The sequence below is a fragment of the Rhodoferax sp. GW821-FHT10B06 genome, assembly GCF_059415605.1.
On the sequence record NZ_JBWKNO010000004.1, the window covers coordinates 72,564 to 95,359 of the forward strand.

Below are 22,796 nucleotides of genomic sequence, written 5' to 3' on the forward strand. Positions count from 1 at the left end.
TAGCGACTAACCGACGCGCTTTTCCAGACGCAGCTGGTCTTCAATCGTCTCCCGCGCGCGGATGACGTGGGCTTGGTTGCCGTCCACCAGGATTTCTGCCGCGCGGCCCCGGCTGTTGTAGTTGCTGGCCATGCTCATGCAGTAGGCGCCGGCCGACAGCACCGCCAGCATGTCGCCGGGCTGCACTGCCAGATCGCGGTCACGGCCTATCCAGTCGCCGCTTTCACACACCGGGCCGACCACGTCGTAGGTTGTGCTGGCTTCTGTGCGTGGTGTGACTGGCGCTATGTGGTGGTAGGCCTGGTACATCGCGGGGCGGGGTAGGTCGTTCATGGCCGCGTCGATGATGCAGAAGTTTTTCTGCTCGCCGGGCTTGAGGTAGAGCACCTCGGTCAGGCAGACACCGGCATTGCCCACCAGGGAGCGGCCCGGCTCGATCATCAACTGGCGCTGGCCGTAGCCACGGGTGTCCAGCTTGGCCAGCAACTTGTGCCATAGCGCGTCGGCTGCGGGTGGTGTGTCGTCCTGGTAGTTGATGCCGAGGCCGCCGCCAAAGTCGATGTGGTGCAGGGGGATGCCAGCGGCTTCGATCGCATCCACCAAGTCCAGCACGCGGTCCATGGCGTCCAGGTAGGGCGTTTCTTCGGTGATCTGCGAGCCGATATGGCAGTCAATGCCCTTCACCTCCAGACCGGGCAGGCTGGCGGCGCGCCGGTAGGTGGCGAGGGTGTCTTCGTGTGCAATACCAAACTTGTTGCCTTTGAGGCCGGTGGAGATATAGGGGTGAGTCTTGGGGTCCACATTCGGATTCACGCGGATGCTGATGGGGGCGTGTAGCCCCTGGGACAGGGCAACCTCGTTCAGCACTTCCAGTTCGGCCGTGCTTTCCACGTTGAAGCAGCCTATACCCGCTTGCAGGGCGTGGCGCATTTCGGCCCGAGTCTTGCCCACGCCCGAGAAAATCACCTTGGACGGCACAGCACCTGCGGCCAACACGCGCTCCAGCTCACCTTGGGAGACGATGTCAAAACCGCAGCCCGCTTCGGCAAAGACCTGCAGCACGCCCAGGGATGAGTTGGCCTTCATGGCATAGCATATCTGCGCGTTGCGCCCTGCAAAGCCGCGCTGGTAGGCTGCCAGCGCATCCAGCATCGCCGCTTTGGAGTACACGTACAAGGGCGTGCCGTGGGTATGCGCCAGCGCCGCCAGCGACTGGCCTTCCACGCAGAGGACGTTGTCTTGGTAGGCAATATGGGGCTGGCCGGGCAGGGGCGTGGAGGTCATAGGATGGTCGGGCAAAAAGTTTGTGCCATGTTAGTTGCGCCAGCAGCGCAAAGGCCATGGCAAATACAAGGTGTTTTGGCGGTCAGGCCTGCAGATCCAAGCTTGTCTGGCAAAACACTTTAAGTTGCGGTTTTCAGGGGGCGGATGCTGGTTTTTCCGCCGGTTTAAGGATCTCCGGCGTCAGTGTTTGCGGCAGCGTGGCGCGCTTGGCTGCGGCTGGTTCGGTTGGGTGGTAGAGGTCACCTTTCTGGCCGCAGGCGCCCAGAATCACCATACAGGCGGTAGCAACAACGGGTCTGACTAGAATTTGGCTTAACTTCAACATGGCGAAATTGTATGACCGACCCCGAGTTCATGGACCGCGCAGAAATTTTGCTCCAGGCAGTGGAGGCTAGCTGCGACCGCATCAACGACAGTACCGACGCCGATATTGACAACCAGCGCACCGGCGGCATGGTGACACTGACCTTCCCCAACCGCAGCCAGATCATCATCAATCTGCAAAAACCGCTGCAAGAGGTCTGGATGGCCGCCAAGTCGGGCGGCTATCACTACAAGTTTGATAGCGATCAGTGGAGAGATACCAAAGGCCAGGGCGAATTTTTTGCCAGCCTGTCGCGTGATGCCAGCGTGCAGGCTGGCCTGCCGCTGGTGTTCTCCGCCTGATCAGTTCTTGAACAGATCGAGGATGCGGTTGCGCTCCTCGGCAGCAGGCGGTGCCGGGGGCGCCGTGCCTCCATTGGTAGCGGCTCCCTTGTCGTCCAGGCCCAGGCTGGAGACCCCGCTGGTGCGGTTGTATTCGGTGTAGAACCATTCCCCACCCACGTTGGTCACGCCTTCGGGCGGCACGAGTTCGGCTACGGGCACGCCGCTAAGGGCTTTTTCCATGAAGCTGATCCACACAGGTAAGCTCAGTCCGCCGCCGGTTTCGCGTGCGCCCAGGTTGCGCGGTGTGTCGTAGCCAATCCAGGTGATTGCGGTGAGTGTGGGCTGGTAGCCTGCGAACCAGGCATCGATGGAGTCGTTGGTGGTGCCGGTTTTCCCGTATACGTCGGGGCGCTTCAAGATGCGCTGGGCCGAGGCGGCAGTGCCGCGCAGCGTGACTTCATTGAGCAGGCTGGACATCATGAATGCATTGCGCGGGCTGATGGCGCGCATGGCCTCGTTCAGCCCAGGGGCCTTTGTTTCTACTAGCACTTTGCCGCGTTGGTCAGTGACCTTGGTAATCAGCCAGGGGTTGATACGGTAGCCGCCGTTGGCAAATACCGAATAAGCCGTGGCCATCTGCATGGGCGTGACCGAGCCCGCGCCCAGTGCCATGGTCAGGTAGGCCGGGTGCTTTTCTGCCTCGAAGCCGAAATGTGTGATCCATTCCTGGGCGGTTTGTGTTCCTACTGCCTGCAGGATGCGGATGGACACCATATTTTTCGACTTGGCCAATGCGGTGCGCAAAGGCATCGGGCCTTCAAACTTGCCGTCGTAGTTCTTGGGTTCCCAGGGTTGGCCGCCAGTCACGCCGGCATCAAAGAACAGCGGTGCATCGTTAACCACCGTGGCAGGCGTGAAGCCTTTTTCCAACGCCGCGGAGTAAATAAAAGGCTTGAAGCTGGAGCCGGGTTGGCGCCAGGCCTGGGTGACGTGGTTGAACTTGTTCTTCTGGAAGTCGAAGCCTCCGACCAGTGCCTTGATGGCTCCGTCGCGTGGGTCCAGGGCCACGAAAGCGCCTTCGACCTCGGGCAGCTGGGTGATTTCCCAGGTGTTCTTCGGTGTCTTGGTGACGCGGATGACGGCCCCGCGACGGATTTTGATATTAGGCGGGGCTTTGTCGGACAGGCCGGATTGGGCCGGCTTGAGCCCATCGCCGGTGATTTCCACTGCGTCACCGTTTTGGCGCACGGCCGTAATTTTCTTGGGGTTGGCGTCCAACACGATGGCCGACATCACGTCGCCGTTATCCGGGTGGTCGGTTAGAGCGTCGTCAATCGCATCGTCCAACTCGTCGGCCTTGGTAGGCAGGGTGACAAATTTTTCCGGGCCGCGGTAGATCTGCCGCCGTTCGAAGTCCATCAAGCCCTTGCGTAGGGATTTATAGGCCGCGTCCTGGTCGTCGGCCTTGAGCGTGGTGTACACATTCAGTCCCCGGGTGTAGGTTTCATCGCCGTATTGGTTGAACATCAGCTGGCGCACTGTTTCGGTCACGTATTCGGCGTGGACGCGGTCATTGCTGGCGCCAGAGCGGACTTTCAGCTCTTCTTTGCGTGCCGCATTGGCCTGTTCCTCGGTGATGAAGCCGTTTTCTTCCATCCGGCTGATGATGTACTGCTGGCGCACCTTGGCGCGGGACGGGTTGGTGATCGGGTTGTAGGCAGAGGGCGCCTTGGGCAGGCCTGCCAGCATGGCGGCCTCGGCAATCGAGATATTTTTCAGTGGTTTACCGAAATAGGTTTCTGCTGCTGCCGCAAAGCCATATGCACGGTTGCCCAGGAAAATCTGGTTCATATAGATTTCCAGAATCTGGTCCTTGCTGAAGGCGTGCTCCAGCTTGAAAGTCAGCAGGATTTCGTAGATCTTGCGGGTATAGCTTTTTTCAGCGGTCAGATAGACGTTACGTGCCACCTGCATGGTGATGGTCGAGGCACCCTGGCTCTTTACGTGCCCCAGATTTGCCAGCGTGGCTCGCACCATACCTTTGTAATCTACGCCGCCGTGCTGGTAAAAGCGCGCATCTTCGATGGCCAAGACCGCATCTTTCATTATTTGCGGGATTTCTTTGATGGGCGTCAAGGAGCGGCGTTCTTCACCGTATTCGCCCAATAAGATGCCTTCGGACGAGAACACCCGCAAGGGAAGCTTGGGTCGATAGTCGGAAAGATCCGAAATATCGGGCAAATTGGGGTACGCCACTGCTAGCGCGATGCCGATAACCAATGCAATAGCCAGCACGCTTGCCGCAACGGCGCCTACGCCCCAGAGCAGCAAGCGTAAAGACCAGACGGCCAGAGTGGAGCGGGACTTGGGAGCGGGAGGTGGGGCACTGGACGTGGGTTTTTTGGGCATAACAAACAGAGTGCCAAATAGGGCCGATAGGAATGAAAGCTACGTAAATTGCCCTCATTTTGCCTTTACGCTCGGTATGGCTCACGCAGTAGACTTGGCGCATTGACCGGATACCATGCGGCAGCAGCGGTGTTTTTCAGCCACGAATGGGGTGAGCGTATTGAGAAATATGCTTTGCCGGCCCCGATCTTGCTGATAGCATCCCCAAAATTTGTTAGATTTTGTAGCGTCTTGCTCACTACCAGGAGAAGGATTTGATCTCATTGGGATCGTTATTCAGCCGTAAACCTTTGCCGCTATTGGGTATTGACGTTAGCTCATCCAGTCTGAAGCTGGTCGAACTGGATCATGATGCTGCCGGTAATTTGGTTTTGAAGCGGTGCGCGATTGAGCCGCTTGAGCGCGGCTGGATCACCGACGGAAATATCGAAAAATTCGACGAAGTAGCGGAAGCTGTGCGTCGGCTAGTGAAGAAAAGCGGTACCCGCACAAAAAATGTGGCCATGGCTTTGCCCCCATCGGCCGTGATCACCAAGCGAATCGTGTTGCCTGGCGGCATGTCGGACATGGAGTTGGAAGTCCAGGTCGAGTCAGAGGCCAACCAATACATACCGTTTTCTCTGGAAGAGGTAAGTCTGGACTTTTGTGTGGTGGGGCCGAGTGCAAGTTCCGCTGGCGATGTGGATGTATTGATTGCCGCGTCACGCAAAGAAAAAGTTCAGGATCGACAAGGATTGGCGGAAGCCGCAGGCCTGAATCCAGTGGTTCTGGATATCGAGTCGTACTCCTCCCGCTTGGCTACTTCGCGGTTGATTGAGCGCATGCCTAACCAGGGTGTCAATCTCAAGGTGGCGCTGTTTGAGGTCGGAGCTTTGACCACCAGTATGCAGATTATCTGCAACGATGAGGTCTTGTATGAGCGTGACCAGGCGTTTGGTGGTGCTCAGCTGACGCAGCTGATCGTGCGGCAGTATGGATTTTCCCCGGAGGAAGCAGAGTCCAAAAAGCGCAGTGGTGAACTGCCGGAGGACTACGCCAGTGTCGTACTGCAGCCCTTTGTGGATAGCCTGGCCCAGGAAGTAGGCCGGGCGCTGCAGTTCTTCTTTACCAGTACGCCGTATAACTCGGTAGATATGGTGTTTCTGGCTGGGGGCTCTGCCTCCTTGCCTGGCCTTGTCGAGGCGGTGACCCAGGTTTCTTCTTTTGCCTGCACTTTGGTCAATCCATTCGATGGTATGGAAATGGGTAGTGACGTGCGTCTGAACAAGGTGATGCGCGAAGCGCCTTCGTATCTGACCTCTTGTGGTCTGGCCATGCGGAGGTTTCTGCAGTGATTCTTATCAATTTATTGCCGCACCGTGAGGCGGCCAGAAAGCGCAGGCGCGAGACTTTTAACGCCACCTTGGCGCTGTCCGCTGTGTTTGGCGCTTTGCTGATAGGCGTGGGATTCCTCTGGTATGAAAACCAGATATCTGATCAGCAAGAACGCAATGCTTTTTTGACTAAAGAAGTTGCCGTGCTCGATGAGCAGATCAAGGAAATCGCCAATATCGAGGCGGAAATTAAGGCTTTGACAGAACGTCAAAAGGCGGTGGAAGACTTGCAGTCGGATAGAAATCTGCCAGTGTACCTGCTGAATGAGTTGGTGAAACAGCTGCCGGATGGCACCTATATCACCAGCCTCAAACAGGAGAATCAAAGCGTCACGATACAAGGAGTGGCGCAATCGAACGAGCGTATCTCCGAGTTATTACGGAACCTGGCAAACAACACCCCTTGGTTGTCTCGCCCCGAGTTGACGGAAATCGTGGCCGGCAGTGTGGCTTTGACGCCACGAGATCAACGGCGCGTTGCTAAATTCAATTTGCGCGTGCGCTTGATGCGATCCAGCGAGGTGCAAAAGGCTGCGGATGGTTCCGGTGCAGCTCCCGCTTCTGCTCCCGCTCGCCCATAGCAAGACTGTCATGGCTAAAAAACTTTCATTCAATATTGACTTTCCTGCGGTACAGGAGAGTGTGCAAAAGCAGTTCCGCAATTTGCACCCTAGTGATCCATCGCAATGGCCAGTCGTTCCTCGTGCGCTATTGTTTTTGGCGGTGATTTTGGCGGTAGTTTTTGCGCTCTGGTTTGCCTGGCTTAACAGTTACGAGGATGACCTCAATGCTGAGCGTGCTAAAGAGGTGGAGCTGCGTGATACGTACCAGAAAAAATTTGCCAAGGCTGTGAACTTGGACGCACTGAAGAAGCAGCGTGAACAGGTGCAGCAATATGTGACGCAGCTAGAAAAGCAATTGCCCAGCAAGGCAGAAATGGCAGCATTGTTGTCAGATATCAATCAGGCTGGTTTGGGGCGTAGTTTGCAGTTTGAAGTTTTTCGCCCCGGGCAAGTGGTCGTCAAAGACTATTACGCTGAGCTTCCTATTGCCGTGAAAGTCACGGGGCACTATCACGATATGGGCTCTTTCGCTTCCGACGTGGCAAATCTTTCGCGCATCGTGACGTTAAATAATCTTTCCATTCAACCTTTGGCTGATGGCAATTTGGCGATGGATGTGACTGCACGCACTTTCCGCTATCTGGATGCCGATGAAATTGCCGCGCAGAAGCCAGGAGCCAAAAAATGAGGTTCCTTTCGTATGCGTTTGTTGGGTGTTCGATTGCGATGCTGGCGGGGTGTGGTGCATCCGGCGAAGATGAGTTGCGTCAATGGATGAGTGAGCAGCGCAGTACGGTTCATCCACGTGTCACCCCTTTGGTTGAGCCTAAAAAATTCATCCCTCAAGCCTATACTCAAGAAGGCGCTGTCGATCCTTTCAACTTGCAGAAGTTGACTCAGGCACTGAAGCGCGATTCCACCCAAAGTGTGGCCAACACAGCATTGATCGCACCAGAATTGGCCCGACGCAAGGAGGCGCTTGAGGCCTATCCTGTGGACTCCATGGTCATGGTGGGTAGCTTGCGCAAAGCCGGTCAGCCTGTGGCATTGGTACGTATCGACAACTTGCTGTACCAAGTTCGCGTAGGCAACCACTTAGGTTTGAACTACGGCTTGGTAACCAAGATTGACGAGTCTGAAATGAGTTTGCGGGAAATCGTGCAAGACGCCACGGGTGATTGGGTCGAGCGGCCGGCTAGTTTGGTGCTACAAGAGGGAGCGAAATGAAAAAGCAAAATCTGAAGGGGTGGCACATGCTAGACCGTCTGGTAATCGCGTTGGTGGTGGCTGTGGCCTCGGTTGCTGCCCATGCCCAAACTGCGATCGAATCTGTGACTGGTTCCCTGCAAGGGGGCTCAGAGGTCATTCGTATTGATCTTTCTGCACCACTGGCAGCCTTGCCGTCCGGAGTGTCCATTCAGTCTCCTGCCCGTATTGCATTGGATTTTCCTGGTGTGTCTAACGGCATTGGCCGTTCGTCTATCGATGTCAACCAGGGTAATTTGCGTTCAGTCAATGTGGTTCAAGTGGGCGAGCGTTCGCGCGTGGTGCTCAATCTGAAGCAGGCGACTTCCTACAAGGCGGAGATCAAGGGCAACTCATTGCTGGTAGTGCTTGACCCTGTGGCTTCGGCTCCGGTTATGGCTGCGGCGCCTACTTTTGCGGATAACGGCAGCCGAGATAAAGCTCCGCTAAAGGATATTGATTTCCGCCGCGCGGATGACAATGCTGGGCGTGTGATCGTGTCTTTGCAAAACAGCCAGGTCGGTGTGGATGTACGCCAGCAAGGACAGAGTTTGGTGGTGGAGTTCTTGAGCTCCACCCTGCCAGAGGGTTTGCGTCGCCGCTTGGACGTTGCTGATTTTGGTACCCCTGTTCAAACTATTACCACGACCCAACAGGGGGACCGTGTGCGCATGGTTATTGAGCCTAAAGGGGCTTGGGATCACAGTGCCTATCAGAGTGATGGTCAGTTTGTGGTCGAGATACGGCAACAAAAAGTGGACACCACTAAGCTGGTGCAAACGCCGGGGTTCTCGGGTGAAAAGCTGTCGCTGAACTTCCAGAGCATTGAAGTGCGCGCATTGCTGCAGGTCATTGCCGACTTTACTAACTTCAACGTGGTGACCTCTGACTCAGTGACGGGTTCGGTTACCTTGCGCCTGAAGGATGTGCCGTGGGATCAGGCACTACAAATCATCATGGACTCCAAGGGCTTGGGCATGCGCAAGTCGGGTTCTGTCTTGTGGATTGCACCCAAGGATGAAATTGATGCGCGTACCAAAAAGGATTTGGAATCCATCGCGTCTATGCAGGCGTTGGAGCCTTTGCAGACCCAGTCGTTCCAGATGAACTATGCCAAGGCGTCCGACATTGTGACGCAATTGGGCGGTTCTGCAATCGGAACTGTCAGCACCGGCCCGCGCTTTCTTAGCGCACGCGGCACCGCGATTTCTGAGCCACGTACCAACCAGTTGTTCGTAACAGATATTCCGAGCCGCTTGGTGGCTGTTCAGGAGCTCATCAAAAAGCTGGATATTGCTGTGCGTCAGGTTTTGATTGAGGCGCGAATTGTTGAGGCATCGGATACATTCGGTAAATCGCTAGGTGTGAAGTTGGGCTCTACGGCAGGAAGTTCAACCACTGCGGGAACTGCTGCTGGGAGTTATGGGCTCTCTGGTAATACCCGCTTTACGGTCGGGACGAGTTACAGCAATGTAACGGCCAGCAATGGCTCAAGCGGTGCCGCCGTGGATACCAGTAGCAATTTTGTGAATCTGGGGGCTGTGGGGCAGGGGGGGTATGACGCAGCGTCTTTTGCGTTGTCCATTTTTAGCAGTGCAGCGAATCGCTTCTTGAACTTGGAGATATCGGCTTTGGAAAACGATGGGAAGGGTAAGTTGGTTTCCAGCCCGCGCATCGTGACGGCCGACCAGACCAAGGCCTTGATCGAGCAGGGCACTGAGTTCCCTTATCAACAGGCGACATCCAGTGGTGCAACATCTGTGGCTTTCCGCAAGGCCAACCTGAAGCTGGAAGTTACTCCGCAGATCACCCCCGAGGGCAACATCATTCTCGACTTGGATATCAATAAGGACAGCCGTGGTGAGACCACTGCAGCTGGTATTGCCATCGATACCAAGCACATCAAGACCCAGGTGCTGGTGGAAAACGGCGGGACGGTGGTGATTGGCGGTATCTTTACTCTGGACGAGTCGGACAGCGTGACCAAGGTGCCGGTGTTGGGCGATATCCCTTACTTGGGCAATCTGTTCAAAACAAAAACCCAGGCGAGTACCAAGAAGGAAATGCTGGTATTCATTACGCCTAAGATGATTATTGAGCGCTCGGCAGCACGTTAATAAGTATTGAATTAAAAGCAGGGAATAGAGCTATGCGTTATTTGAAGTATTGGATGTGGCTGATAGTGATAGCTATGCTGGCCGCGTGCGGAGGTGGGGGTGATGTTGGAACTTCTTCATCAACGACTACGACCACCACAAGTACACCTACTGTAGCGGTCTCATTGGTCAATGCTACAGGAACTACGTTGAGTGCTAACTCAATTAGTAAGAGCAGTACTTACTATGCCAAAGCGGTGGTTACTAATGCCAGTGGTACGGTTCTGCCCAACCAATTGGTTACTTTTTCTACCGACTTCACCATCGCTACGTTAGCGGGTAATGCTGCAGCAGCCACGGCTTTGACCGATAGCAGTGGTGTGGCAAAGGTTTTAATTAGTCCTCTCAGCTTGACAACCACGGGTGCCGCAACCTTGTCTGCATCTGCAACGGTTAGTGGCTCTGCGGTAACAGGCAGCCTGAATTTTGGTACCACGGCGTCTAACGTGACATTAAGCAGCATGGCTGCATCGCCGACCAGCATAGGTGCGTTGGAAACCTCTGCGGTCACTGTAGTTGCGGCGGTGGACGGTACGGTTTCCTCCGGCGTGGTCGTTAACTTTACTGCGAGTTGCGGATCGTTCAGTCCTAGCAGCGCCACCACAACCAGTAGTGGGCTGGCAAGTTCCACTTATAAGTCAGTATCCGGATGTGGCGGTACTACAGTGACATTGGCGGCCTCCGCTTCCGGCGCAGCTGACGTAGCCAAAACCATTGTCGTCACTGCAGCAAAGGCTGCGAATATAGTGTTCTCCTCTGCAACACCTGTGCTGATGTATGTATCTAGTGCAGCCAGTGGTTCAAAGACTTCTATTGTTAAATTTCAGGTTTTGGATAGTTCATCCGTGGGAATGGCTTCACAAGCAGTGAGCATGTCGCTTTCCACTGCATCTATTGCATCTGGAGTGAAGTTTTCATTGAGTGGCAGCACAAGTACATCCGCGCAAACCGTAACGACCGATAGCAGTGGGTTCGCGTCAATTACTTTAGCTTCAGGTACGCTGCCAACTACTGCGTCGGTGACGGCTACATTGGTATCGGACAGTACGGTTTCGGCATCGTCGTTGGGCCTAGTTGTGACTACTGGTGCTGCAACTCAAAATGCGGCCTCCTTGAGTGCGACCAAATTAAGCATTGAAGCCTGGCTTACCGATGGTGTTACAACTTCGTTGACAATGCGTGTTGCAGACCGCATGGGAAATCCTGTCCCTGATGGTACATCCGTCAACTTTGTAGCCAGTGCCGGTTTGGTGACTGGCAGCTGCACTACTACAGCCTCAGCTTGCTCGGTAACTTATACCAGTCAAGGGACTAGGCCGGTCAACGGACGAGTAGCGATCCTTGCGTATCTCGATGGAGAGGAAAGCTTCATCGATTTGAATGGTGACAATATATGGCAGTCGGGTGAAACCTTCTACGACGTTGGTAAAGCTTATATTGACTTGAACGAAGACGGCAGTTGGGCCAGTGGTGAACAGATTATTGACACCAGCACAAACTCTACCGCTTGTGTTGACAGCACTAATACGTATCCAGCAATTGTTAATACTTGTGATGGTACTTGGAGTAGTGCAATTCGGGTGCGTAAGCAAACCATAATTACCTTGGCGACCTCTAGTGCATCGATTACGCGAACTACGGCAAAAACTTTAACCGGCTTCACTGTGTGGATACATGACACCAATGCAAATGCAAATATAAATGGCAATGTGAGTTTGTTCAACGCCATGCCAACTGGTACGACCGTGTCTGCTGCTATCGCTACCTCGGGGGCAACCTGCACTGTTGTTGCAGCGAGCCCTAATGTGGTTGTTAACTCTCCAAATGGGGGGCTTCACAATATTGTTTTGAGTGGTGATTCAGATTGCACATCAGTAACGGTTAACGTAACCGTCACTACTCCTGGTGGAACATCCACAACACAACCTCTTTGATTAGTCTCGTCGGCCTCCCAGGCTCCGGTAAATCCACCGTAGGCCGCCAACTTGCCCGGCGGCTGCAAGTCCCCTTCACCGACTCAGACCACGTCATCGAGCAGCGTATTGGCTGCTCTATCCGTGAGTTCTTTGAACGTGAGGGGGAAGCGCGTTTCCGCGATGTGGAAGAGGCTGTGTTGGATGAGTTGACGTTGCAGCCACATGGTGTGCTGGCGACTGGTGGTGGCGCAACCTTGCGGCCGGCCAATCGCCTGCATTTGCAGGAGCGTTGCCAGGTGGTCTACCTACGTTCCACGCCTGAAGAAGTATTTCGCCGCGTGCGCAATGACGTGAATCGCCCTTTGCTGCAGGTGAACGATCCTTTGACCCGTTTGCGTGATCTGTTTGCGGTGCGCGACCCCTTGTACCGGGAGACGGCGCATTTCGTGATTGAAACCGGTCGACCCTCGGTCGCCAGTCTCGTGAACATGATCGTGATGCAGTTGGAGCTGGGTACGCCGCGTCCTCCAACTGAGTGAGTTGTACCGCAGGCAGGCCCGGCGTTCCGCCTTAAACTGTGCGGCTATGCATGCCATTTCCGCTACTTCCGCCATCACCTCCCAAACCGTTTCCATCAGCCTGGGTGACCGCAGCTATCCCATCGTGATCGGCACCCAGTTGCTGGACAACCCTGCCACCTGGGCAGATCTGCCGCGCGCTGCTGCGGCCTTGATCGTGACGAACACCACAGTGGGTCCGTTGTACGCCCAGCGTTTGCAGGCCGCACTGCAAGGGCGTTACGCGGCCGTCCATACCGTGGCGTTGCCCGATGGCGAGGCGTTCAAAACATGGGAAACCCTGAATCTGATTTTCGATGCCCTGCTGGGCCACGGTTGTGACCGCAAGACGGTGTTGTTTGCGCTGGGCGGCGGTGTGGTGGGGGATATGACCGGATTCGCCGCCGCCAGCTACATGCGCGGCGTACCCTTTGTGCAAGTACCCACTACGCTGCTGGCGCAGGTGGACTCTTCAGTGGGCGGCAAGACGGCTATCAACCATCCGCTGGGTAAGAACATGGTGGGCGCCTTCTACCAGCCTTGCAAAGTGGTGTGCGATCTGGATACCTTGGCCACCTTGCCGGCGCGTGAGCTAAGTGCCGGCTTGGCTGAGGTCATCAAATACGGCCCCATTGCCGACATGGCGCTGCTGGATTGGCTGGAGGTGAATATCGAGGCTTTGCGGGTAGGCGATCCAGCTGCTCTGGCCTACGCCGTCAAGCGCAGTTGTGAGATCAAGGCCCATGTGGTGGGCCAGGATGAGCGCGAGTCCGGCCTGCGGGCGATTCTGAATTTTGGCCACACCTTTGGCCACGCTATCGAGGCGGGCATGGGCTACGGCGCCTGGCTGCACGGCGAGGGCGTGGGTAGCGGCATGGTGATGGCTGCGCATTTGTCTCAGCGCCTGGGTGGCGTGGACATGCCGTTTGTTGAGCGGCTGACCCGCCTGGTGCAGCAGGCGGGTTTGCCCACGCGCGGCGCCGTGCTGGATGCTGCCGACAACGCGGGCCGCTACCTGCAGCTGATGCGGGTGGACAAAAAGTCCGAGGCCGGTGAAATCAAGTTTGTACTCATACAGCCGCCAGGCAACGCTGTGATGCGCGGTGCACCCGATGCCTTGGTGCGTGAAGTGGTGGACTTCTGCTGTGCCTAGGAGTCTGCTTGCTATTTAATTGGTAGCTGCTTGCGTAGGAAATATAAGCGCTGGCGGCCTGTTGGATTGGAAAGATGCAATTAGCCCCTTACGCCTGCAACCCGGCCCTTACGCGGGGCCGCCGCTTCCCGGAAGTAGCGGCTCCCACGCGCACCGAATACCAGCGCGACCGCGATCGCATCGTCCACTCCACCGCCTTCCGACGTCTGGTGTACAAAACCCAGGTGTTTTTGAACCACGAAGGTGACCTGTTCCGCACCCGTCTGACCCACTCCATCGAGGTAGCGCAACTGGGCCGTTCCATCGCACGGGCGCTGGCGCTGAACGAAGACCTGGTGGAGGCAATTGCTCTGGCGCATGACCTGGGCCATACCCCGTTTGGCCATGCGGGCCAGGATGCGTTGAACGCCTGCATGGCCGACTACGGCGGTTTTGAGCACAACTTGCAAAGCCTGCGCGTGGTCGATGCACTGGAAGAGCGCTACCCCCAGTTCGACGGCTTGAACCTCACTTTTGAGACCCGTGAAGGTATTTTGAAGCACTGCTCCCGCACCAATGCTGAAAAGCTGGAGGCCCTGGCTCCCGCGCACCCCGACGGACGTGGGGACGTGGGCCAGCGTTTTCTGGCGCATACCCAGCCCAGTCTGGAGGCGCAACTGTGCAATCTGGCGGACGAAATCGCCTACAACGCACACGACATTGATGACGGCGTGCGTTCTGGCCTGATCACACTGGAGCAACTGCAAGAGGTGCCGCTGGTAGCCCATTTTCATGACCAAACCTTGGCTGAACACCCACAGCTGCCGGCCCGCCGCCTGCTGTACGAGTCCATCCGCCGCATGCTCAGCGCCCAGGTGTATGACGTGATTGCTGCTACCCAAGTCGCCGTGCAGGCGGCGACCCCTGCCGATGCGGATGCCGCGCGGCTGTGCCCACCTCTGTTGTCGTTCAGCCCGCAGATGCGTGTCCAATCGTTGGAACTGAAGCGGTTTTTGATGAAAAACCTGTACCGCCACCCCCAGGTGGTGGACACCATGGCGTTGGCCAAGACCATGGTGCGCCAGCTGTTTGAAGCCTATCTGGCGGCTCCACAGGAGATGCCGGCGCGCTTTACCACGCGCCAGGCCGAAGCTGTGCCGCGCAATGTGGCCGACTACATTGCTGGCATGACGGACCGCTACGCTGCCCGCGAGCACGAACGCCTGACGGGCCAGAAATTGTGGGGATGATGACCCCATGCCTATGTGATTTGGAGCCACGATGAGTTTTCTGAACCAACTCAAAAACCAGGCCCATGCGTTGCGCGATCAGCACAGTGCGCAGCAGCACACGGCCGAGACCCGTGTGGCCCAAACCGAGGCAGCCTGCAAGACGATTGCCAGCTACTTGGTGGACTTGGCCCAGCAGCTGAATGTGATCACGCCCCCCGCGCCAGCGTTCTCGCTTGACGGCAAGACCCCCTGGCCCGCCATGCGCCTGGTGGATTTCCGATGCGATGTACGCCAGAAGCGGCTGCGTGGTGTCGATGTGGTGGATTACATCGGCATGGGCTGGCGTGTGGTGCCGCTGGAGGGGCCTCCGGTAAAGGGGGCTGTCAGCGTCAACTTTCCACCCGATCTGGAGCGTGTCGAGTCACGCTTGACCTTGGGCCGGCTGAAGCACGACCGGCAAGAGATACGCCACCCCGAGTCGCGCAAACTTTTGTCCATTCGTTTTGAATATATGACCGAGCTGATGGGTAGCGTGCGCATCACGCCTGACCATGATCAGGCCCTGCTGGCATTCCGCATCAGCAACGCCAATGGCTTTGATGTATTGAACGCCGAGCGGCCCGCCGCAGACATCAACCAGGGTCTGATGGACGAGCTGGCGCGCCTGCTGCTGGCCCAGCCGAACCGGTTTCTATGACTACAGCCATGGTCGCCAGCGACGCCACCGTGGTGGATGACATGCGCCGCTGGTTGGTGCGTGCCGTGATTGGCCTGAACCTGTGCCCCTTCGCCAAGGCAGTGCATACCAAGGGACAGATCCACTATGTCGTCAGTTCGGCGCTTGACGCCGAGGCTTTGCGCGAGCAACTGATTGAAGAGCTTAATGGGCTGCTGGCGCAGGAGCCGTCTGCACGGGATACTACTCTTTTGATAGCACCGAGGGTGCTGCAAGATTTTCTGGACTTCAATGCTTTCCTGGGCGAGGCCGACCGCGTGCTACGCCGCATGGGACTCGAAGGGATAGTACAGATCGTCAGCTTCCACCCTGACTTCCAGTTTGGCGGAACCGAGCCTGGCGACATCACCAACTACACCAACCGCGCTCCCTACCCCTGCCTGCATTTGCTGCGCGAGGCTAGCATCGACCGTGCCGTAGCCGCCTTCCCCGAGGCCGAAGCCATCTTCGAGCGCAATATGGAAACTCTTGAAGCATTGGGGCAAGCCGGCTGGGATGCGCTTGGCGTGGGAAAATCCCCGCATGAAGACCCCCAAAAATAGGCCGGCGGCTGAACCCAAAGTCTCGGCGCTGCCGCCTGAAATCGATCCTGCCCAGTCCGTTGAGCTGCTCAAAGAGCTGCACATCCTTACCCGCGACGGCAAACTCAACCAGGACTCGCGCCGCAAGCTCAAGCAGGTCTACCACCTGTTCCAGTTCATCGAAAAGCTGCTGAAAGAGATACCAGCGGGCGAGGGCGGCTTGACCCTGGCCGACCACGGGGCGGGCAAGTCTTACCTGGGTTTTATCGTTTACGACCTGTTCTTTAAGGCACTGGGTGCAGGCCATATCTACGGCATAGAAACACGTGCCGAGCTGGTCGCGAAGTCGCAGGAGTTGGCGGCGCGCCTGGGTTTCGGCCGCATGTCGTTTTTGAACCTGAGTGTTGCCGAATCTACCGACTCAGTCCTGCTGCCATCGCGCATCGATGTGGTCACCGCGCTGCATGCTTGCGACACGGCGACCGATGATGCCATCGCCTTCGGCCTGCAAAAAAAGGCGAAGGCCATGGTGCTGGTGCCCTGCTGTCAGGCCGAGGTGGCCGCCTGCCTGCGCCAGAACAAGGCCTTGAACGGCACCAAAACTCCGCTGGCGGAGTTGTGGCGCCACCCGCTGCACACCAGGGAACTGGGCAGCCAGATCACCAATGTGTTGCGCTGCCTGTACCTGGAGGCCTGGGGCTACCAGGTCACCGTGACCGAGCTGGTGGGCTGGGAGCACAGCATGAAGAACGAGCTCATCATCGCCAAATATACCGGCCAGAAAAAGCGTGCCGCTGCCGAGCGCTTGGCGAGTCTGCTGGTCGAGTTTGGCTTGGCTGGCCTGGCGGACGCACGTTTCAAGCTGCCCGAAGCCAGTGCCAGCGTTTAGCTTCTAGCTACGCGCCCAGAAACCACCGTGCAGTTGCCAGCCGTGGCCGGTCTGCACCCAGCGGTGTGGCGTCCAGGTATAGCCTGGGCGGTGAGCCTCCCAATGACCGGGGTGCCACACATGGCGGCCGCCCTCCCAAACCCACACGCCTGACAGCCAAAAGTAGCCAGGAGCAGGCGCCACACCAATCACCTCTACCTGGGGCGGTGGAGGCGCTACTTCGGTGTACACCACCGGGCCGGCGGGCTGTGCCGGCGTGGTGTAGACGATCTGTTGCCTGGGTGGCGCCACTACGCAGCCAGACAGCGCCACTGCGCCCAATAAACCCACCAGAACCGGAACCGCTAGTCGAATACGCATTGTGTGTTTCTCCACGGCAAGCCACATGTTGCCGACCCTTCTATAACAATTGATGGCCGTCAGGCATCTACAACCTTTGCCGTAATCTTTTGTAAAGAAAAATAGGGGTCAGATTCCAATTACCATCGGCGTACCTTGGTTCCAACTTTCCTTCCCCGTATGGCCCGCCTTCCCCGACTGACCTTGCCCGGTGTTCCCCACCACGTGATCCAGCGCGGCAATAACCGCCAGGCCATCTTTGCGGACGCTGCGGACTACGACTTCTTTATGGACCTGTTGGCCGAGAACGCCAAGCGTTTTGAAGTGCAGGTGCATGCCTACGTCCTGATGGGCAACCATTTCCATTTGCTGGCCACGCCGGAAACAGAGCAGGGCTTGCCCCAGATGATGCAGGCGGTAGGGCGGCGCTATGTGCGTTACTTCAATGATAAGCAGGGCCGCAGCGGCACGCTGTGGGAAGGGCGCTACCGGTCCACGTTGGTCCAGACCGAGCGCTATCTGTTGGCCTGCATGGTCTATATCGACCTGAATCCCGTGCGTGCCAGCCTGGTACAGGACCCGCGCGACTATCCGTGGTCCAGCTACGGCCATGCGATCGGCCTGCGTGCTGACAAGCTGGTGACGCCCCACCCCTTGTGGTGGAACTTGGGCAACACGCCTTTTGCCCGCGAAGCGGCCTACGCCAATTTGGTGCAGGTCGGCATTACAGCGGCCCAGCAGCGCGAATTGACTGAATCAGCGCTCCGGGGATGGGCGTTGGGGGATGTTGATTTTGTTGCAAATTTACAAAAGAGAACCGATCGCAGGCTGACCCAGTCCGCCGCTGGTCGTCCAGTGTCGCGAAAGAATGGAGCATGAAAAATGCTTCCTGCGCTTATTTACTGTACATTATTTGCTATGTATTTTGATGTGTCCCTAAATATTTGTTGATGAATTTACTTAGAATTTAATTGGAATCTGACCCCAATTATTGCGCTTGGCATTGTTGTTGCAGTCCTTTATGCTTGCCATCCCCGCGAAAACATTTAGGAGAGCGCCCATGACAACGGCTGCCGAGATCCAGTATCTCAACGACCACGGTTTGTATTCTTCCGGCAACGAGCATGACGCTTGCGGCTTGGGTTTTGTGGCGCATATCAAGGGTGAGAAGCGCCACGATATCGTCACCCAGGCACTGAAGATCCTGGAGAACATCGACCACCGTGGTGCTGTCGGTGCCGACAAGCTCATGGGCGACGGCGCGGGTATCTTGATCCAGATCCCCGACGCGCTATACCGCGAAGAAATGGCCAAGCAGGGCGTGACCCTGCCAGCCGCTGGTGAATATGGCGTGGGCATGATCTTTCTGCCCAAAGAGCACGCCTCGCGCCAGGCTTGCGAACAGGAAATGGAACGCGCCATCAAGGCCGAAGGCCAGGTGTTCCTGGGCTGGCGCGATGTGCCGGTGGACAAGGATATGCCCATGTCTCCTACGGTGCGCAAGACCGAGCCGCTGCTCAAACAGGTGTTTATTGGCCGCGGCGACGATGTCATCGTGCAAGATGCGCTGGAGCGCAAGCTGTATGTGATCCGCAAGACCGCCAGTGCCAACATCCAGAATCTGAAGCTCAAACACAGCAAAGAGTATTACGTGCCCAGCATGTCCAGCCGCACGGTGATCTACAAGGGTCTGCTGCTGGCCGACCAGGTTGGCGTGTACTACAAGGATTTGTCCGACGAGCGCTGTATCTCGGCTATCGGCTTGGTGCATCAGCGCTTTTCCACCAACACTTTCCCTGAGTGGCCGCTGGCCCACCCGTACCGCTATGTGGCGCACAACGGTGAGATCAACACCGTTAAAGGCAACTACAACTGGATGAAGGCCCGCGAAGGCGTGATGGCCTCGCCGGTGCTGGCCGCCGACCTGGCCAAGCTGTACCCGATCAGCTTCGCCAACCAGTCCGACACCGCGACCTTCGACAACTGCCTGGAACTGCTGACCATGGCCGGCTACCCGATCAGCCAGGCCGTGATGATGATGATCCCCGAGCCCTGGGAGCAGCACACCAACATGGACGAGCGCCGCCGCGCCTTCTATGAATACCACGCCGCGATGATGGAGCCCTGGGACGGCCCGGCTTCCATCGTCTTCACCGATGGCCGCCAGATCGGCGCCACGCTGGACCGCAACGGTCTGCGCCCCTCGCGCTACTGCGTCACCGACGACGACCTGGTCATCATGGCCTCGGAATCCGGCGTGCTGCCCGTGCCCGAGAACAAGATCGTTCGCAAATGGCGTCTGCAACCCGGCAAGATGTTCCTGATCGACCTGGAACAGGGCCGCATGATCGACGACGACGAGCTCAAGGCCAACATCGTCAACACCAAGCCCTACAAGCAGTGGATCGACAACCTGCGCATCAAGCTCGACAGCGTGCCGGCCGACGCGGCCCAGCCCGCTGCCAGCGGCACTGGCTTGCTGGACCGCCAGCAGGCCTTCGGCTATACCCAGGAAGACATCAAGTTCCTGCTGTCCCCCATGGCCCAGGCCGGGGAAGAAGGCATTGGCTCCATGGGCAACGACAGCCCGCTGGCCGTGCTCAGTGACAAGAACAAGCCGCTGTACAACTACTTCCGCCAGATGTTCGCCCAGGTGACGAACCCGCCGATTGACCCGATCCGCGAAGCCATCGTCATGTCGCTGGTGTCCTTCATCGGCCCCAAGCCCAACCTGCTGGACATCAACCAGGTGAACCCACCGATGCGCCTGGAAGTAGCCCAGCCCATCCTCGACTTCGAGGACATGGCCAAGCTGCGCGACATCGAGCGCCACACCCATGGCAAGTTCAAGAGCGCCACGCTGGACATCACCTATCCCGCAGCCTGGGGCCGTGAGGGCGTGGAAGCCAAGCTGGCCTCGCTGTGCGCCGAAGCCGTGGACGCGATCAAGGGTGGCAAGAACATCCTGATCGTCAGCGACCGCGCCGTCAGCGCTACGCAAATCGCCATCCCCGCCCTGCTGGCCAGCAGCGCCATCCACCAACATCTGGTGACCAATGGTCTGCGCACCACCACCGGCCTGGTGGTCGAAACCGGTACCGCCCGCGAAGTCCACCACTTCGGCGTGCTGGCCGGCTATGGCGCCGAAGCCATCCACCCCTACCTGGCGATGGAAACCCTGGCCGACCTGCACAAGGACTTGCCCGGCGACCTGTCGCCCGAGAAAGCCATCTACAACTACGTCAAGGCCATCGGCAAAGGCTTGTCGAAGATCATGTCGAAGATGGGCGTGTCCACCTATATGAGCTACTGCGGTGCGCAGCTGTTCGAGGTGATCGGCCTGAACCAGGACACCGTGTCCAAGTACTTCACCGGTACCTCCAGCCGCGTCGAAGGCATTGGCGTGTTCGAGATCGCCGAAGAAGCCCTGCGCATGCACAAGGCCGCGTTTGGCGACGACCCGGTGCTGGCCAGCATGCTGGACGCCGGCGGTGAATACGCCTGGCGCGCCCGCGGCGAAGAGCATATGTGGACGCCCGACGCCATCGCCAAGCTGCAGCACAGCGCGCGTTCGAACAACTGGAACACCTACAAGGAATACGCCCAGCTGATCAACGACCAGAGTCGCCGCCACATGACCTTGCGCGGCCTGTTCGAATTCAAGATCGACCCGGCCAAGGCGATTCCGGTGGAAGAAGTCGAACCGGCGAAAGAAATCGTCAAGCGCTTCGCCACCGGCGCCATGTCCATGGGCTCGATCTCCACCGAAGCCCACACCACCCTGGCCGTGGCCATGAACCGCATCGGCGGCAAGAGCAATACCGGCGAAGGCGGTGAAGATCCGGCCCGTTACCGGCAAGAGCTGAAGGGCATCCCGATCAAGCAAGGCCAGACCCTGCGCGAGATCATCGGCCCTGAGGTGGTGGAAGCCACCAACTACCCGCTGCAAGACGGCGATTCGCTGCGCTCGCGCATCAAGCAGGTGGCTTCGGGCCGCTTCGGTGTGACCGCCGAGTACCTGGTCTCCAGCGACCAGATCCAGATCAAGATGGCCCAGGGCGCGAAGCCGGGCGAGGGCGGCCAGCTGCCCGGCGGCAAGGTGTCCGAGTACATCGGCAAACTGCGCCACTCGGTGCCGGGCGTAGGCCTGATTTCGCCACCGCCGCACCACGACATTTATTCGATCGAAGACTTGGCCCAGCTGATCCACGACCTGAAGAACGTGGCACCGCATGCTTCCATCAGCACCAAGCTGGTGTCCGAAGTCGGCGTCGGCACCATCGCCGCGGGCGTGACCAAGTGCAAGAGCGACCACATCGTGATCGCCGGCCACGACGGCGGCACCGGTGCATCGCCCTGGTCGTCGATCAAGCATGCCGGTGGTCCGTGGGAAATCGGCCTGGCCGAAACCCAGCAGACCCTGGTGCTGAACCGCCTGCGCGGCCGCGTCCGTGTGCAGGCCGACGGCCAGATGAAAACCGGCCGCGACGTCGCCATCGGCGCGCTGCTGGGCGCCGATGAATTCGGCTTCGCCACCGCGCCGCTGGTGGTCGAGGGCTGCATCATGATGCGCAAATGCCATCTGAACACCTGCCCGGTGGGCGTGGCCACGCAAGACCCGGTGTTGCGCAAGAAATTCCAGGGCCGACCCGAGCATGTGGTGAACTTCTTCTTCTTCATCGCCGAAGAAGTGCGCCAGATCATGGCCCAGCTGGGCATCCGCAAGTTCGACGACCTGATTGGCCGTGCCGACCTGCTGGACACCCGCAAGGGCATCGCCCACTGGAAGGCCAGCGGCCTGGACTTCAACCGCCTGTTCGCCCAGCCTAATGTGCCGGCCGATGTGCCGCGCTACCACGTGCAAGACCAGGAACACGGCCTGGAGAAATCGCTGGACAACGTGCTGATCGAGAAATCGCAGCCCGCCATCCTGCGCGGCGAGAAGGTCAAGTTCATGGAAGTGGCGCGCAACGTGAACCGTTCGCTGGGCGCCATGCTGTCCGGTGCGCTGACCAAGGTGCGGCCTGAAGGTCTGCCCGACGACACCATCCGCATCCAGCTCGAAGGCACGGGCGGCCAGTCCTTCGGCGCCTTCCTGGCCAACGGCATCACGCTGTACCTGATCGGCGACGCGAATGACTACACCGGCAAGGGCCTGAGCGGCGGCCGTATCGTGGTGCGACCCAGCATCGACTTCCGCGGCGCGGCCACGCAGAACACCATCGTCGGCAACACCGTGATGTACGGCGCGACCAGCGGCGAATCCTTCTTCAGCGGTGTCGCTGGCGAGCGCTTTGCGGTGCGTCTGTCGGGTGCCACCACGGTGGTCGAAGGCACGGGCGACCACGGTTGCGAATACATGACCGGCGGCACCGCGCTGATCCTGGGCAAGACCGGCCGCAACTTTGCTGCCGGCATGAGCGGCGGCGTCGCCTATGTGTACGACGAAGACGGTCAGTTCGCAAAGCGCTGCAATATGTCCATGGTGTCGCTTGAAAAAGTGCTGCCATCGGGCGAACAGCAGGGCCTGGGCGTGGCCGACCAATGGCACAACGGCCAGACCGACGAAGCCCAGCTGAAGAAGCTGCTGGAAGACCACAACCGCTGGACCGGCAGCAAGCGCGCCCGCGATCTGCTGGACAACTGGACCGAAGCCCGCGGCAAGTTCATCAAGGTGTTTCCGCTGGAGTACCAGCGTGCCCTGGGTGAATTGCATGCAAAAAAAGTGGCTCTAGCGCAGGCGGCATCTGCGCAAGCAGCTATTAAAAATGAAGCGGTGCCGGCTAAGTAAAGAAC

At 58.1% G+C, this 22,796-nt stretch carries 19 protein-coding genes; 15 read left to right on the plus strand and 4 right to left on the minus strand.

What is annotated here, in order from left to right; translation table 11 throughout:
• Positions 1 to 6: 6 nt before the first annotated feature.
• Together lysA and lptM are read right to left on the minus strand one after the other, a co-directional pair.
• Entirely contained in the window at positions 7 to 1,284 is a 1,278-nt protein-coding gene (gene lysA, locus AC07O2_RS07725; RefSeq protein ID WP_495075155.1) for a diaminopimelate decarboxylase, read from the minus strand.
• A 133-nt stretch (positions 1,285 to 1,417) separates the two neighbouring features.
• Positions 1,418 to 1,609, minus strand: a complete 192-nt coding sequence (gene lptM, locus AC07O2_RS07730) for an LPS translocon maturation chaperone LptM (RefSeq protein ID WP_495075156.1) — start codon at positions 1,607 to 1,609, stop codon at positions 1,418 to 1,420.
• Between the two features lie 11 nt (positions 1,610 to 1,620).
• On the opposite strand from lptM, the gene cyaY reads away from it, so the two are divergent.
• Positions 1,621 to 1,950, plus strand: coding sequence for an iron donor protein CyaY (gene cyaY / locus AC07O2_RS07735; protein ID WP_495075157.1), 330 nt, complete (start codon positions 1,621 to 1,623; stop codon positions 1,948 to 1,950).
• On the opposite strand, the gene AC07O2_RS07740 is transcribed toward cyaY, so the two are convergent.
• On the minus strand, positions 1,951 to 4,341 hold the full coding sequence (locus tag AC07O2_RS07740; protein ID WP_495075158.1) for a penicillin-binding protein 1A: 2,391 nt from the start codon (positions 4,339 to 4,341) through the stop codon (positions 1,951 to 1,953). It lies immediately after the preceding gene.
• Positions 4,342 to 4,595: 254 nt separating this feature from the next.
• On the opposite strand from AC07O2_RS07740, the gene AC07O2_RS07745 reads away from it, so the two are divergent.
• From AC07O2_RS07745 to AC07O2_RS07800, 12 genes are all read left to right on the plus strand, one after another.
• Positions 4,596 to 5,675 carry a pilus assembly protein PilM gene (locus tag AC07O2_RS07745; RefSeq protein WP_495075159.1) on the plus strand — a complete coding sequence of 360 codons (1,080 nt, stop codon included), beginning with the start codon at positions 4,596 to 4,598 and terminating at the stop codon, positions 5,673 to 5,675.
• Entirely contained in the window at positions 5,672 to 6,295 is a 624-nt protein-coding gene (locus AC07O2_RS07750; RefSeq protein ID WP_495075160.1) for a PilN domain-containing protein, read from the plus strand. Before AC07O2_RS07745 ends, AC07O2_RS07750 begins: the two co-directional genes overlap by 4 nt.
• 10 nt (positions 6,296 to 6,305) lie before the next feature.
• The gene (locus tag AC07O2_RS07755; protein WP_495075161.1) at positions 6,306 to 6,965 is read left to right on the plus strand and encodes a type IV pilus inner membrane component PilO; all 660 of its coding nucleotides are present in this window, start codon (positions 6,306 to 6,308) and stop codon (positions 6,963 to 6,965) included.
• Entirely contained in the window at positions 6,962 to 7,504 is a 543-nt protein-coding gene (locus AC07O2_RS07760; RefSeq protein ID WP_495075162.1) for a pilus assembly protein PilP, read from the plus strand. Before AC07O2_RS07755 ends, AC07O2_RS07760 begins: the two co-directional genes overlap by 4 nt.
• Positions 7,501 to 9,639, plus strand: a complete 2,139-nt coding sequence (locus AC07O2_RS07765) for a type IV pilus secretin PilQ (RefSeq protein ID WP_495075163.1) — start codon at positions 7,501 to 7,503, stop codon at positions 9,637 to 9,639. Before AC07O2_RS07760 ends, AC07O2_RS07765 begins: the two co-directional genes overlap by 4 nt.
• Positions 9,640 to 9,671: 32 nt before the next feature.
• The gene (locus tag AC07O2_RS07770; RefSeq protein ID WP_495075164.1) at positions 9,672 to 11,612 is read left to right on the plus strand and encodes a hypothetical protein; all 1,941 of its coding nucleotides are present in this window, start codon (positions 9,672 to 9,674) and stop codon (positions 11,610 to 11,612) included.
• Positions 11,609 to 12,133, plus strand: coding sequence for a shikimate kinase (locus AC07O2_RS07775; RefSeq protein ID WP_495075165.1), 525 nt, complete (start codon positions 11,609 to 11,611; stop codon positions 12,131 to 12,133). Before AC07O2_RS07770 ends, AC07O2_RS07775 begins: the two co-directional genes overlap by 4 nt.
• 46 nt (positions 12,134 to 12,179) lie before the next feature.
• A complete protein-coding gene (gene aroB / locus AC07O2_RS07780; RefSeq protein ID WP_495075166.1) occupies positions 12,180 to 13,304 on the plus strand; it encodes a 3-dehydroquinate synthase in 1,125 nt (374 codons plus the stop codon).
• Positions 13,305 to 13,378: 74 nt separating this feature from the next.
• Positions 13,379 to 14,533, plus strand: coding sequence for a deoxyguanosinetriphosphate triphosphohydrolase (locus AC07O2_RS07785; protein ID WP_495075167.1), 1,155 nt, complete (start codon positions 13,379 to 13,381; stop codon positions 14,531 to 14,533).
• A 31-nt stretch (positions 14,534 to 14,564) separates the two neighbouring features.
• On the plus strand, positions 14,565 to 15,212 hold the full coding sequence (locus AC07O2_RS07790; RefSeq protein WP_495075168.1) for a hypothetical protein: 648 nt from the start codon (positions 14,565 to 14,567) through the stop codon (positions 15,210 to 15,212).
• Positions 15,209 to 15,793, plus strand: a complete 585-nt coding sequence (locus AC07O2_RS07795) for a DUF1415 domain-containing protein (RefSeq protein ID WP_495075169.1) — start codon at positions 15,209 to 15,211, stop codon at positions 15,791 to 15,793. The genes AC07O2_RS07790 and AC07O2_RS07795 overlap by 4 nt, the downstream gene beginning before the upstream one ends.
• Entirely contained in the window at positions 15,774 to 16,661 is an 888-nt protein-coding gene (locus tag AC07O2_RS07800; RefSeq protein ID WP_495075170.1) for a class I SAM-dependent methyltransferase, read from the plus strand. The genes AC07O2_RS07795 and AC07O2_RS07800 overlap by 20 nt, the downstream gene beginning before the upstream one ends.
• Positions 16,662 to 16,664: 3 nt before the next feature.
• Here the strand turns inward: AC07O2_RS07800 and AC07O2_RS07805 are convergent, their stop codons facing one another.
• Positions 16,665 to 17,021 carry a hypothetical protein gene (locus AC07O2_RS07805; RefSeq protein ID WP_495075171.1) on the minus strand — a complete coding sequence of 119 codons (357 nt, stop codon included), beginning with the start codon at positions 17,019 to 17,021 and terminating at the stop codon, positions 16,665 to 16,667.
• Positions 17,022 to 17,180: 159 nt separating this feature from the next.
• On the opposite strand from AC07O2_RS07805, the gene AC07O2_RS07810 reads away from it, so the two are divergent.
• Both AC07O2_RS07810 and AC07O2_RS07815 read left to right on the plus strand, forming a co-directional pair.
• Entirely contained in the window at positions 17,181 to 17,879 is a 699-nt protein-coding gene (locus AC07O2_RS07810; protein WP_495075172.1) for a transposase, read from the plus strand.
• Between the two features lie 181 nt (positions 17,880 to 18,060).
• Positions 18,061 to 22,791, plus strand: coding sequence for a glutamate synthase-related protein (locus tag AC07O2_RS07815; protein ID WP_495075173.1), 4,731 nt, complete (start codon positions 18,061 to 18,063; stop codon positions 22,789 to 22,791).
• Positions 22,792 to 22,796 lie beyond the last annotated feature (5 nt).

Excerpts from the sequence above, each read along its gene's own strand:
- lysA (WP_495075155.1), bottom strand. The coding sequence starts at position 1,284 with ATGACCTCCACGCCCCTGCCCGGCCAGCCCCATATTGCCTACCAAGAC.
- lptM (WP_495075156.1), bottom strand. The coding sequence starts at position 1,609 with ATGTTGAAGTTAAGCCAAATTCTAGTCAGACCCGTTGTTGCTACCGCC.
- cyaY (WP_495075157.1), top strand. The coding sequence starts at position 1,621 with ATGACCGACCCCGAGTTCATGGACCGCGCAGAAATTTTGCTCCAGGCA.
- AC07O2_RS07740 (WP_495075158.1), bottom strand. The coding sequence starts at position 4,341 with ATGCCCAAAAAACCCACGTCCAGTGCCCCACCTCCCGCTCCCAAGTCC.
- AC07O2_RS07755 (WP_495075161.1), top strand. The coding sequence starts at position 6,306 with ATGGCTAAAAAACTTTCATTCAATATTGACTTTCCTGCGGTACAGGAG.
- AC07O2_RS07760 (WP_495075162.1), top strand. The coding sequence starts at position 6,962 with ATGAGGTTCCTTTCGTATGCGTTTGTTGGGTGTTCGATTGCGATGCTG.
- AC07O2_RS07765 (WP_495075163.1), top strand. The coding sequence starts at position 7,501 with ATGAAAAAGCAAAATCTGAAGGGGTGGCACATGCTAGACCGTCTGGTA.
- AC07O2_RS07770 (WP_495075164.1), top strand. The coding sequence starts at position 9,672 with ATGCGTTATTTGAAGTATTGGATGTGGCTGATAGTGATAGCTATGCTG.
- aroB (WP_495075166.1), top strand. The coding sequence starts at position 12,180 with ATGCATGCCATTTCCGCTACTTCCGCCATCACCTCCCAAACCGTTTCC.
- AC07O2_RS07785 (WP_495075167.1), top strand. The coding sequence starts at position 13,379 with ATGCAATTAGCCCCTTACGCCTGCAACCCGGCCCTTACGCGGGGCCGC.
- AC07O2_RS07790 (WP_495075168.1), top strand. The coding sequence starts at position 14,565 with ATGAGTTTTCTGAACCAACTCAAAAACCAGGCCCATGCGTTGCGCGAT.
- AC07O2_RS07795 (WP_495075169.1), top strand. The coding sequence starts at position 15,209 with ATGACTACAGCCATGGTCGCCAGCGACGCCACCGTGGTGGATGACATG.
- AC07O2_RS07800 (WP_495075170.1), top strand. The coding sequence starts at position 15,774 with ATGAAGACCCCCAAAAATAGGCCGGCGGCTGAACCCAAAGTCTCGGCG.
- AC07O2_RS07805 (WP_495075171.1), bottom strand. The coding sequence starts at position 17,021 with ATGCGTATTCGACTAGCGGTTCCGGTTCTGGTGGGTTTATTGGGCGCA.
- AC07O2_RS07810 (WP_495075172.1), top strand. The coding sequence starts at position 17,181 with ATGGCCCGCCTTCCCCGACTGACCTTGCCCGGTGTTCCCCACCACGTG.
- AC07O2_RS07815 (WP_495075173.1), top strand. The coding sequence starts at position 18,061 with ATGACAACGGCTGCCGAGATCCAGTATCTCAACGACCACGGTTTGTAT.